This is a genomic window from Gemmatimonadaceae bacterium, assembly GCA_019752115.1.
In the GTDB taxonomy this organism is placed as follows: Bacteria; Gemmatimonadota; Gemmatimonadetes; order Gemmatimonadales; family Gemmatimonadaceae; genus Gemmatimonas.
Genome location: JAIEMN010000019.1, coordinates 44,422 through 56,523 on the forward strand (window position 1 = coordinate 44,422; position 12,102 = coordinate 56,523).

Annotated in this window: 7 protein-coding genes; 4 read left to right on the top strand and 3 right to left on the bottom strand. The window is 68.7% G+C overall.

The features are described from left to right. The first annotated feature begins 51 nt into the window (after positions 1–51). Positions 52–852 (top strand): carboxypeptidase-like regulatory domain-containing protein, encoded by an 801-nt coding sequence (locus tag K2R93_08680; GenBank protein ID MBY0489903.1) that lies wholly within the window; start codon positions 52–54, stop codon positions 850–852. Positions 853–880: 28 nt separating this feature from the next. Here the strand turns inward: K2R93_08680 and K2R93_08685 are convergent, their stop codons facing one another. Together K2R93_08685 and K2R93_08690 are read right to left on the bottom strand one after the other, a co-directional pair. Then, positions 881–4,585: an FG-GAP-like repeat-containing protein gene (locus tag K2R93_08685; GenBank protein ID MBY0489904.1), complete on the bottom strand. Its 3,705-nt coding sequence runs from the start codon at positions 4,583–4,585 to the stop codon at positions 881–883. Beyond that, complete coding sequence (locus K2R93_08690; protein ID MBY0489905.1) at positions 4,582–6,051, bottom strand: vanadium-dependent haloperoxidase; 1,470 nt, start codon at positions 6,049–6,051, stop codon at positions 4,582–4,584. The genes K2R93_08685 and K2R93_08690 overlap by 4 nt, the downstream gene beginning before the upstream one ends. Positions 6,052–6,150: 99 nt before the next feature. Between K2R93_08690 and K2R93_08695 the strand changes: the two genes are divergently transcribed. The 3 genes from K2R93_08695 to K2R93_08705 are packed head-to-tail and all read left to right on the top strand — an operon-like array spanning position 6,151 to position 11,351. Continuing rightward, on the top strand, positions 6,151–9,303 hold the full coding sequence (locus tag K2R93_08695) for a carboxypeptidase regulatory-like domain-containing protein (protein MBY0489906.1): 3,153 nt from the start codon (positions 6,151–6,153) through the stop codon (positions 9,301–9,303). A gap of 40 nt (positions 9,304–9,343) precedes the next feature. Beyond that, complete coding sequence (locus K2R93_08700) at positions 9,344–9,937, top strand: hypothetical protein (protein MBY0489907.1); 594 nt, start codon at positions 9,344–9,346, stop codon at positions 9,935–9,937. Positions 9,938–9,965: 28 nt separating this feature from the next. Next, a complete protein-coding gene (locus tag K2R93_08705) occupies positions 9,966–11,351 on the top strand; it encodes a carboxypeptidase regulatory-like domain-containing protein (protein MBY0489908.1) in 1,386 nt (461 codons plus the stop codon). A gap of 42 nt (positions 11,352–11,393) precedes the next feature. Here K2R93_08705 and K2R93_08710 read toward each other — a convergent pair whose 3' ends face one another. After that, positions 11,394–11,984: a hypothetical protein gene (locus K2R93_08710; GenBank protein MBY0489909.1), complete on the bottom strand. Its 591-nt coding sequence runs from the start codon at positions 11,982–11,984 to the stop codon at positions 11,394–11,396. Positions 11,985–12,102: the final 118 nt, after the last annotated feature.

Below are 12,102 nucleotides of genomic sequence, written 5' to 3' on the forward strand. Positions count from 1 at the left end.
CCCACCGCGACGCTCTTGAGCCCACCTCCCATCCTCCCCAATTTGCGTGGTATGAGGTCCCCCCGCCCCGCCGGTGCCGCCGTTGGCCGCCTCGCGTTCGCCCTCGTGACGAGCGCGGTGGTCACCGGCACGCTGTTGACCAGCGCCCGGCCGCTGGCCGCGCAATCACCGGTACCGGCCGGCCGCCGGCAGATGGTCGGCTATGTCCGCGATGCCAAAGGTGGCCCCATCGAAGGGGTGACGGTGGAGGTGCACGGCCAGAAAGTCCTCACCGATCTGCGCGGCGCCTTTGCGCTGCTCACCAAGCAGCTCGACACGGCCAGCATCAGCATCAAGCGCGTGGGCTTCGAGCCAATCGACGCGTTCATCACCGCGCGCGACGGCATGTGGGACACCGTGGTGGTGCAGCTCGAGTCGTCGATCAACACGCTCGCCGAGGTGACCGTGACCGACGAGTACAGCACGCGCGCCGGCGGCATTCGCGGCTTCGAGGAGCGGCGGCGGCTCAAGCTGGGGCAGTACCTCACGCGCGCGGACATTGCCGAACGCGGCGAACAGAAGCTGAGCGAGGTGCTGCGCACCCGCAAAGGCGTGCAGGTGGTGCGCGGGCGCGTGCGCTTCGCCGCCTTCACCGGGTCGCGCGGCGGGCAGTGCCAGCCCAACGTCTATCTCGATGGCGCGCGCGCACCCGGCATGGAAGTGGACGAGATTCTCGCCAACACCGTGCAGGCGATCGAACTCTATCCGTACCTGTCGACGCTTCCGATCGAGTTCCAGACCATTGGCGCGCAGACCACGCCCTGCGGCACGATCGTGATCTGGACGCGCGTGCCCAACTCGAAGAGCAAGTAACACGATCGCGCACCGGCGGTGGCGCGGGTCAGTACCGCACCACCACCTCGCGCTGCTCCGCGGCGACCGGCACGGTGGTCGTCTTGCCTCCCGGGAAGCGCACCCACACCGCGGTCGGTGTGCGCGTGAGACCGAAGAGCTGCACGGCGCCGTTCTGCGACAGGAAGCCCGACGACGCCTGCACCTCGCGCACCGGCCCCTGCATGTCGCCATACACCACACGCAGCTGCGTGCCGATGCCATCCGGATTGCTCGCCGGCCCCTGCACGCGTACCCGCAACCCGGGCCTGGCACCGCGATTGAGGAAGAAGCGCGTCGCCGCACCATTCTGCGACACGGCCAGATCGAGCCGTCCGTCGCCGTTCATATCGGTGTAGGCCGCGCCGCGCTGGTCGCCATACACGACGAGTCCCGAGCGCTGACCGGCCATCGGGAGCAGGCCGCCCTTGCCATCGCCGCGCAACAGCAGGCTGCGCCCTTCGTCGTGGCGCGGCACGCCCACCACCGTGGGGAAGAAGTTCTGCGACAGGAACAGATCTTCGGCGCCGTCCCCATCGAAGTCGGCAATGGCTGGCGTGAACGACGGCGCCCACTGCGCCTCCGCCGGCAACGGCCGCGCTTCGAAGTGATCGCCGCGATTGAGGAACAGCAGATGATCGAGCGAGCGAATGCTGAGTGCGCGCGTGTTCGCCGCGTCGGGCCCGAGCACCGTTGGCACGGTCGCCGTCGCATAGGCCGCAAAGCTCGTGATCCGATCGGTCGCCCCCTTCACCGCCATCCGAACCCGCGCCCAGCTCGCCAGCGGGCGCAGCGCACTGGCCCCGTCCTGCTGGGCCAGCAGTAACTCGATCTCCCCACCGGCGCCGAACGGCCCGAACGTCACACTCAGCGGCGCCTGCTCGCTCACGTGAAAGCTCGTGTTGCGCCCCCAGCTCGTGGCCACCAGATCGAGGCGGCCGTCGCCATCCAGGTCGCCGCTGGCGAGACCGTTCCATTCGCTCGTGTACGCCTCGAGCCCCCATGCACTGGGCGCGGGCGTGAGCCGACCATGGCCGTCGTTGAGCAACAGCACCAGGCTCCCCCAATCGCGCGCGAGCACCAGATCATCGGCGCCATCGCCGTTCACATCCGCGAAGAGCGCACTCGACACGAGACCGATCTCGCGCAGCACCGGCATGTTGGTGGTGTCCACCACGAACGCGCCATTCACGTTGCGGAAGAGACCCGACGAGGCCGGCACCGGATACGCCATCGGTACGGCTCGCGAGCCCACAAAGAGATCGAGCGCGCCATCGCCATCGACATCGCCCAGCGCGAGCGGACCCGTACTGGACGCGTGTGACCCGACAGCGGGTGCGGCGTTGGTCGAGAGCCGCCCGCCGGAGACATCGAGGCGCACCGCCGCCGGCTGCGCGCGCATCAGCGCCTCATCGCGGAACTCCCACGTGGCCACACCCGCCAGGAGCGATGTGCGCCCACGCTCGGTCATCGCCAGCACGCTGGTATAGTCGGCATTCGCGACCGGTCCACTCGGCGGCATCGGCGCGAGGCGCCCCTTGTCGTTGCGGAAGATCCCAACGTGCCCGCCCTTCCCGGTGCCCACGATGAGGTCGTCGTCGCCGTCGCGGTCAATGTCATGCCACGACACGCCGGGACCGAGCTGCGACAGCGCGTTCACGAGCAGGAACTGTCGATCCCAGTCGTCGAACCCGTTCTCGGTGTGGACATGCCCACCCAACTGCGCGGTGGCGTCCTCGAAGAGCACCGAATCGGCGGGTACCTGCTCGGCCACGCGCGCCGCGGCCGCCGGTGGCGCACCCTTCTGGGTGACTTCATACAAGCGGTTCGGCTTCACATGCTCGACCACCGTGCGCCGCCCGTCACGCCACTGAATCTCAAGCGTGCCCTCGCTGCCGGCGCCCATCGCAAAGCTCTGCGTGTAGTCGCTGTGCGAGAGATAGAGCCCGCCCACACTGATTTCGCGCGTCTGCACCGGCAGGCCGTTCACGCGCAGGGTGAGGCGCGCACCCACGGCCCTGGTGTTGGGCGCGTCACCCACGAGGCGCACCGCGAGACGCGGCGCCGTGGCATCGTTGCGCAGCACCAGCGCTGGGGCATCGAGCCGATTGATTACCACGTCGAGATCACCGTCACCATCGAGATCGGCGCTGGCCATGCCGTGCGAGATGTCGGCGTCGGTGCCGAAGCGCCACGCGCTGCTGGCGTCGGCAAAGGTGAGATCGCCGTTGTTGCGGAACGCCACATTGCGCAGCGCGAGGCGCGGGAACTGCCAGCGGATGCGCTGATACGGCACATCCGTGAGACGGTTCTGCAGCTTCTCCTGCACATCGGCATCCATCACATCCCACAGGTGCCCATTGGCCACCAGGAGATCCGGCCACCCATCGAGATCGACATCCAGAAAGAGGGTGCCCCAGCTCCAGCCGCTCGCCGCCACACCGGCCGCGTGCGCAAGCTCCGCGAAGGTGCCGTCGCCGCGATTGAGAAAGAGCGAATTGCGCTGCTGCTGCAGCGGCAGCTCCATCTCGCCGACCTTTTTGGGAAGGGCGGTGTGCGTGGGGAGCTGGGTCTTGAGCCGCGTCGGATCGTTCGCCAGCATGTCGGTCACGAACAGATCGAAGCGCCCGTCGCCGTTGATGTCGGCGATATCGTTCCCCATCGACGAGTTGCTCATCTGCCGCAGCGCGCGCCAGTCGGCCAGCTGGAAGTTGCCGGCGCCGTCGTTCCACCAGAGCTGATCGAGATCTTCGAAGTCGTTGGCCACGTAGAGATCGGGCGCGCCGTCGCCGTTGAAATCGGCAAAGCGGGCCGACAAGCCGAACGATTCGAACTCCTCGGTATTGGGCGCACCACTCGGCGTGCGAAAGCGGGCCGACGCCATCGGCACCCGGGTGAAGTGCCCGGTGCCATCGTTCTCGTAGAACTCGTCGGGCTCGGCGCGCTGTGTCATGCGCAGGCCGCCCATGTCGGCGCGCTGCACGAGCTTGTAGTCCTTGCGATGATCCTGCACAATCTCGTACTGCTTGGGCGCGATCTCGCGCACCATCTGACTGAACGCGCGCTGCTGCGGCGGAATCGTATCGTCGACGTTGTACGGCTTGTAGTTCGCGATGAACAGCGACAGCCGTCCATCCCCCTTCACGTCGGCCATGGTGATCGTCGTCGCCCCGCGCCCCACGGTATCGATCCCGAAATCGCGGTGCTCGGTAAAGCGCCCCTGACCATCGTTCACATAGATCGCGTTCGGGCCGGTGGTGGCCACCACGATCAGGTCGAGATCACCATCTCCGTCGATATCGGCAAACGCCGAGCCGGTCGCGTGGCGGTCACAGGCGCCCACGCGTGCGAACTTCGTGATGTCCTCGAAGCTCCAGTTGCCGGTGTTGCGATAGAGCGCGCTGCAGCCGTCAGTGCGGGCGAGAAAGACATCGGGCAGCCCGTCGCCATCCACATCACCCAGCGAGACGCCGCCGCCCTGGCCGAGCTGGCGGTTGTTGAGCAGAATCTTTTCGCTCGCGGTGTTCTGAAAGCGAATCCCCGTGCTGCGGGGCGCCATGGCGGTGAAGCCCGGCTTGCCCTTGGCCACGGTGAGCGGCTGCCACCGCGCGGCGCCTTCGGTGGTCCACTCGCCATCCTTGCGGCCACGGCAAGCGGTGGTGAGCACGGCCGTCGCCAACGCGGCGAGCCGTACCGCGCGAGACAGGTTCCTCACGGGGCAGCCTTCGCGCCCAGGCGGGCGGCCACGGCCGCGCCGATGCAGCGCCCCATGCGGAGACCGGCTTCGTTGCTCCACGCGTAATGCAGCCCGGCGTAAATGCGCGACTGCCCGGCCTCTTCACTCGCCGCGAGGAAGCTCGGGAAGTGGCGCACCGCGTGCCCGATCGAAATGCTCGTGCTGTCGCTGAAGGGGCCGGCGCCAATGAGGGCGGTGATCGCCGCCGAGGCCGCGCCGGATTGCGTGGAGTGGCCGGAGGGAAATTCGGGGAATGGCGGCGTGGGGATGAGCGGCTCCCACGTCGGATCGATATGCCGACGAATGAAGGTGCGCGGCCGGAGCGTCATGGTGGCGAACTTCACGCGCCACGCAGCGATGAAGGCGTCGGCCTGCGCGAGCGCCGTGCCCATCACGAGCCGCACCGCCGCATCCCCGTCGAGATGCCGTTCACTGATCATCTGCGCGGCGATCGACAGCCAGTGCCCCACGGGGGTGCCCGTCTCACCGGCATTGTCGGCCCAGTAGTACGCGATCTCCTTCTGTTCCGGCGTACGCGCCTGCGTGATGCGATAGGTGTTCGCGTTCTCCCAGTAGAGGCGCGCGGTGCTGTCGGTGCCGTAATCGGGAGCCGGCCCACTCGGGCAGGTCCCCGTGTCGGTATTCACGAAGCTGCGGAGCTGCCCCCAGAAGGGCTCGGTGATGCCGGCGATGTTCGCGGCCGGCAGCGTCTTCCCGCCCACGGTCTTCGGCCGGCTCAGGATGAGGCTGCGGTCGCTGGTGTTGGCGGTGCGCTGCTGGTTGGCCGGGTTGTCGAGCTGGATGACTTCACTCACCGCCGACGTCTGCGTGGTGGCATAGAGCGTCGCCGGCGCATCGTTGATCCAGAGCGAATCCCCGGTGGCCGGTGCATAGACCATCGTCCGCGTCTCGGAGAAGTGATCGGTGCGGCTGTACGCCACGAGCGCCCCCCCAATGGCCCGCCCAAGCGAATCGGACCGGGCCGCAATCGCGTCGCTCACCCCTTGGGCAGTGCGCGCGGTCCGCAGCGAGTCCGCCAGGCGCCTGAGGGCCGTGCGCGTGGTGGGGAGTGCTTCCCGCAGCAGGGAATCCAGAACCATCCGCTCGGCGGCCACCGCCACCAGCGTGGGGTCGACATCGCCTGGGGCCGCCGGCGCCGGGAGCGGCGCGAGCCCCGTCACCACCGTGTGCAGCGGGGTGAGCGCCGGATGGGCCGCCGCCGTGCCGGCGTACAGGGCCATGCTGGCGTACGCCGCGAGGCGCGAGGCCACCGGCGGCGAAAGGCGTTCCACGCGGATGGTACCGTACAGGGCGTGGACCCACTCCGACACCATGCGGGGGTCCAGATCGGGGGTCGCGGGGCGGCAGCTGGCCAGCCAGAACGGGGCCGCGCACGCCGCCAGCGTCGCCACGAGGCGACGGGGGGCAACGAGGGGAGCGAACATGCTGTCAATCTGGTCAGGTCTCCCGCGAGTTGATAGCTTGGGCGAGCCTCCCCACCACAGGTACGCCCCGTGATTTTGCGACGCATCCTACCGTCCCTGGTGGTCCTGTTTTCGCTGCTCGCGCCGCATGGCGTGCAGGCGCAGCTCTCCGAGGTGCGCGGTACCGTGGTGGACAGCGCCACCGCGGCGCCGGTACCGGCCGCCGTGGTGACCCTCCTCGACGCGAGCAGCGCCACGCTCGTGCGCACGCTCACCAACGACCGCGGGCAGTATCGCCTCCTCCGCCCGGCTGAAGCGACGCAGATGCGCGTCGTCCGGCTCGGCTTCGAACCGCAGACCGTGCCGCTCGCGCAAGCCAAGGGGCGCCCCGAAGGTGGGTATACGCTCGACGTCCGTCTCGCCCCGTTCGCGCGCGCCCTGCAGGGCGTGGACGTCGTGGCGGCGCGCGGATGCGAGCAGCGCGGCAATCAGGGCGCGGCGTTCGTGCTGCTCGACGCCGCGCGCGCCGGGCTCCTCGCCACGGAGGTCGCGCGGGAGAAGGACCCTCCACGTCTGGTGGTGCTGCGCTTCGAGCGGCTGCTGGATGGCGATGGCATCGAAACGGTGCGTCAGACGGTGCGCGTGGACTCGTCGGAACAGGCGACCGTCTCCTTCTCGGCCGTACAGACCGCCGCTGACTTTCTCGCGACCGGATTTCGTGGCGGCCGCGCGGGGGACTACATGTTTTTCAGCCCCGATGCGGGGGTGATTCTCGATGAGCGCTTTCAGGCGGGCTACTGCTTCAGCGTGGCCGCCGCCGACGCCAATCGCGCCACGCAGGTCGGCCTCCGCTTCACGCCGGCCACGCGGAAGGCGGGGCGCGTGGATATCGACGGCACGCTCTGGATCGACACGGTGGCGCGCGCGCTGAGCGAGATCACGTTCCGCTACGTCGGGGTCGAGCCACTCGCCGAAGGGCTGGGCGCCGGCGGGCGCATCGGCTTCCGGTCGTTGCCGAACGGCGTGCCGTTTATCGATCGCTGGCAGCTGCGGATGGTGGACGCCCCTGCCACCGACCCGGCCGATCCGCGCCCGGGCCCGGCCTTCATCGTGCGCGAAACGGGCGGTGAACTGGCCGAAGCGCGTTGGCCCGATGGGCGTGTCTGGCACGCCCCGTTGGGGTCGGTGCACATCACGGCGGTGGGCGCCGGCAGTCGCCCGGCCGCGGGGGTCGTGCTGCGGCTGGCCGGCACCGAGTACCTGGCCACCACCAACGCCGACGGGCGCGCCTCGATGCAGAATCTGCTGCCGGGCCCGTATCGGCTGGTGGTCGATGATCCGTACGTGCGGAGCATCGGCATGACCATCCCCACCGGAAAGACGTTCACGGCGGTGCGGGGCAGCGCCCTGCTGGCTCGCGTGGAAGTTCAGGGGCCGCTCGTGCTGGCGCAGTCCGCGTGCAAGCGCACCGACGCCCCCAAGAACAACGAAAGTTGGATTCTGGGCCGAGCCTTCGAAGCCGATGGCAATCCGGCCGCTGATGTGCGCTGGCAACTGCTGGAAGCCGACAATGGCCGCTGGAAGCCGCGCACCGACATCGGCGTCACCGGCACCGATGGCGTGATCGCGCTCTGTCGCGGGCAGGAGCGCGGACGCACGGTCGAGCTGACCGTCTGGCGGCCGGGCGCCCGCGACACGGTGCGCGTCCGCAAGGTGCTCGACGGGCCCCTTGAGCTGTTCCCGGCCCGTCTGCCGTCGGCGCGTCTGGCGCGGAATAGCGGGTCGAGCATCACCATTGCCGGCGTGGTCCGCGACTCGGCGAGCGGCGCCGCGGTGCCCGAGGCGCGCGTCCACCTGGTCGATACCCCGTTCGAAACGGTCGCCGACGAGGAAGGCCGCTTTGTGCTGGGCGGATTTCCCGCCGGCCGCTATCTCGTGGAGGTGGGAACGAAGGCGCTCGATCCACTGGGCATCGTGGCGCGGCGCGACCTCACGCTGCGGGACGGCATGCCATCGCTCACCCTCGGTCCCCCGCAACTCGCCGAATCGCTGGGCGCAGCGTGTCGCGGCCTGGGCGGCACCGGCTCGAGCCTGATCGTGGGGCGGCTCGCGGCGGCCGGCGATGGCGCCGCGCTGGCCGGCTATCGCGTCGTCGCCGAGTGGGAGACGGATACCAGCACCCTGCTGCCCACCGACAGCCTCGGGCAGTCTCGCATGGGCGGCTGGATCCGGGCCATCCCCGATCCCACCAGTGGGGTCTATCGCCTGTGCGATGCGCCGGTCGGCCGCCGCCTTACGGTGCGCGCCGAGGCGGACACCATGAGCGCCGGTGCGAGCACGCCGCAGACGCTGGTGCTGGCGCCCAAGGAGCGCGTCGCGCGGCTGGACCTGGCACTGCAGGCCGGCCTGGTGGTCGCGCCCACCTACAGCGGCACGGTGGTGGATTCCGTGGGCGGCATGCCGGTGGAGGGCGCCGAGGTCACGATCACCGATCTCGGCCGCTCCACGCTCACGAACCGGCGCGGTCAGTTTCGCTTCTCCGGGCTCCCCACCGGCCCGCATCTCGTCTCGGTGCGCAGCGTGGGGTTTGCGAAGCGCACGGCCACCATCACGCTGCAGAATGCGCGCGCGCTCGATGAGCGCGTATTAGTGGCGCCGGCGACGGCCCAGAGCCTCGCCGCGGTGGAGATTCGCAGTTCTGGCGTGCCGACCGAGTTCGAGGAGCGGCGCAAGCTGGGGTTGGGCAGCTACATCACGCGCCCGCAGCTCGATTCGGCCCGCGGGCAGCGGCTGGGGACCGTGATGGCGATGGTGAAGGGGATGGGCACGGCGCTCTCCAACATGGACGGTGGCGCGCACGCCTACGTGGTGGGCAAGCGGGCGCCGTCGCACCTGCTGCCGCGTGGCTCGGGGGTGACGGCCGGCCCGGATGGCGCTCGACAGTCGTGCGGTGTTCGGACCGGCAACATGGCCTACGACAAGGCGAACACCTGCACCTTCACCTTCGACGACATTGCCCAGCAGGGGTACTACTGCCCCACACCAGGCGAGCGGGCCCGGGGGATGACGTCCTGTCAGTGTTTCGCGCAGGTGTACCTCGACGACCGCATCATGAACAGCGGGCGGCCGACCGAGCCGTTCGATGTGAACACCATCCCGATCGACCAGATTGCCGGTGTCGAGTTCTATCCGTCGCCGTCAAGCACGCCGGCCCGCTACAGCACGCTCAACTCGGTGTGCGGTGTGATGTTGATCTGGACCCGACGACCATAGTTTTTTGCCACCTTTCTTCTGGAGTGCGTGTATGCGGCCCGTGATCGGTTCTCTTGCCCTGTTGGGGCTGGCAGCGTTTGCCACGGCGTGCGCGTCGGGCGGCGCCTCGTCGTCGGGCACGGCCTCAAGTGGCGGGGCCGTGGCCCCGGTGCAGACCAGCGGCTCCACGACCCGGTCCACCACGACCGGCATCGAGGGGGTCGGGCGGCTCACGATCAATCGCACGACGGAAGCCGATGTGGTGACGATCCCCTTCGATGCCGACGCGGTCTTTCGCATTCTGCCGTCGGTGTATGACTCGCTGGGGATCCAGGTGAACACGGTGGATCCGGCCAAGAAGACGGTGGGCAACTCGGGGTACAAGATCCGGAACCGGCTGGGCAAGATGCCGCTCAGCATGTACCTCGACTGCGGAGGGAGTTCGCAGATCGGACCGAACGCCGACTCGTATGACGTGTATCTGAGTGTCCTGACGACGGTGTCCGCCAACGGCGCGGGTTCGGCCAAGGTGGGCACACTCGTGGACGCCCAGGCTCGGCCGGCCACGTACAACCAGGCCTATAGCCCCTGCTCCTCCAAGGCGCGCCTGGAAGAGCGGCTCGCCGAGCTGATCACCAAGCGTCTCGCCAAGTAACGTCACCCGTTTCCCTGCACGAGTCCCCATGTCGTTTCCGCTGCGGTGTGTTGGTCGCCCCCTGCTCCCCCTGTCGGCGCTGCTGGTTGGCCTGTGGGGATCTACCGCCCGGGCGCAGAAGCCGGTGACGGTCACCGGCGTGGCGTACGACAGCCTGCGCGGTGCGCCGCTGGCGAACGCCTTCGTCATCCTGACCGAGCGGGGCAAGAGCACGAGCAGCGACGACAAGGGGCGGTTCCGCTTCGACTCCGTGCCGCCGGGGACGTACACCTTTGCCATGCAGCACGCGGTGTTCGACTCGCTCGGATTGTCGGGGGCCACGACCAAGGCCACCGTGACCGACGGCAAGGCACCGGTGGTGCTCGCGGTTCCGAGCTTTGCCACGCTCTGGCGGGCGGCGTGTGGGACGCCGGCGCCGACTGGGCGTGACACGGGCTTCGTGTACGGCACGGTGCGCGATGCCGCCACGCGCAAGTCGGTGCCGCAGGCGTGGGTCGCTCTCTCGTGGACCGATCTCGTAAAGCTCGATCCGGCCAAGAAGAGCACCAACGTCACGCAGCGCCGCTACAACAACGAAGTGCAGGGCGACAAGCAGGGCGGCTACGCCATCTGCAACGTGCCGACCGGCTTGCCGCTGGTGGTGCGCGCCTTCAACGGGGCCAACACGACGCCCTCGGTCACCATGAGTGCCACCAGCGACCGCGTCCGTCGTCTGGATCTGGTGTTGAGCGGGACAACGGTGGCCGATGCGCAGCGCAAGGGCACCGTGCGGGGCGTGGTGAGCGACAGCGGCGGCCGGGGGATCCGCGATATTCGCGTGTCGATCGGCGAACTCGAGACGCGCTCCGATCCCGATGGTGGCTTCACGCTGCGGGGCGTGCCCACCGGCACGCGGCAGATCGATGCGGCCGCCGTCGGCTTCAATCCGACGAGTACGGCGGTGGACGTCTTTGCCGATGATACGGCACGCGTGCAGCTCACGACGTTCCGCCTCAACGCCCTCGATACGCTCAAGATCCGGGCGGTATCGGCCAAGGGGCGCGTGCGCATCATGGAGTTCGAGGCGCGTCGCGTGCGCGGCTTTGGCAGCTATCTCGACTCGGTCGCCATTGGCAAGCGCGCCACGGTGTCCGCTGCGCTGCAAGCGGTGCCGGGGCTCACCGTCGAGAACATGACGGCGAATGGCCGCCGCTTCAATCTCTATCTGCCGTCCACCAGCACCGGGCAGTGCATGGCGACGCTCGTCCTCGACGGCGTGCAGCAGAACGACACGGAAGTGTTCAATACGCTCTCGCCCTCCGATCTGGCAGCGATCGAGGTGTATCAGCAGCGCACCACGGTGCCGTCGGAGTTCCAGCGCGTGCAGCAGAACTGCGGCGCCGTGGTCGTCTGGACCAAGCGGGCCTTCCGGTAAGCGCCGGAAGGCCCGCTCGATCCACACCGCTGTCGCGATGGCTCAGCCCTGACCGCCGCGCCCCCGGCCGCCGCCACGCCCGCCGCCCGGGCCCATCTTCTCGCGCATCATCTTCTGCACCTTCTCGGCGTGCTTCGCGAGGAGCTCCTCAGCGGTCTTCTGCTGCTCGGCGTCGAGCGTCTGCACGACCGCCTTGGTTTCGGTCTCCTGGCTGGCGCGAATATCGCGCACGACGCCCTGCATGGACTCCCGCGCAATCGCGAGCCGTGCGTCGTCCTCGGCCGTTGGCGCGACACTCGGGCGCATCTGCTTCTTGAGCGAGTCCACCAGCGCGTAGCGGTCCTTGTTGGCCGCCTGCAGCTTGTCGTCGGCCGCCTTGATCGCGGTGATCTGCGCGTCGGTGAGCTTGAGATCCTTCTTCTTGTCGAGGAACATCGCCAGCGGGCTCGCTTCGACGAAGTCCTTGCCGCTGATGCTCGGCCCCTTGGGGATATCCGACATGACGGAGTTCCAGTCGGCTTCCTTGGAGCCGCCCATCCCACGGCCACCACCACCTCGTTGCGCGTGGGCGAGTGCGGGCAGGCTGAGAAGCGTGGCCACGAGCGGAACGACCAAGCGAAGGCGCAACGACATCGGAGCTCCTGAGTTGGGGACAGGTGAAGCGGTGATTTGACCGCCACGGATTTCACGGAAACGCACGGATCCAACTCCTGCACCAAATGGATCCGTGCGTTTCCGCGTAATCCGCGGC

Excerpts from the sequence above, each read along its gene's own strand:
- K2R93_08680 (MBY0489903.1), top strand. The coding sequence starts at position 52 with ATGAGGTCCCCCCGCCCCGCCGGTGCCGCCGTTGGCCGCCTCGCGTTC.
- K2R93_08690 (MBY0489905.1), bottom strand. The coding sequence starts at position 6,051 with ATGTTCGCTCCCCTCGTTGCCCCCCGTCGCCTCGTGGCGACGCTGGCG.
- K2R93_08705 (MBY0489908.1), top strand. The coding sequence starts at position 9,966 with ATGTCGTTTCCGCTGCGGTGTGTTGGTCGCCCCCTGCTCCCCCTGTCG.
- K2R93_08710 (MBY0489909.1), bottom strand. The coding sequence starts at position 11,984 with ATGTCGTTGCGCCTTCGCTTGGTCGTTCCGCTCGTGGCCACGCTTCTC.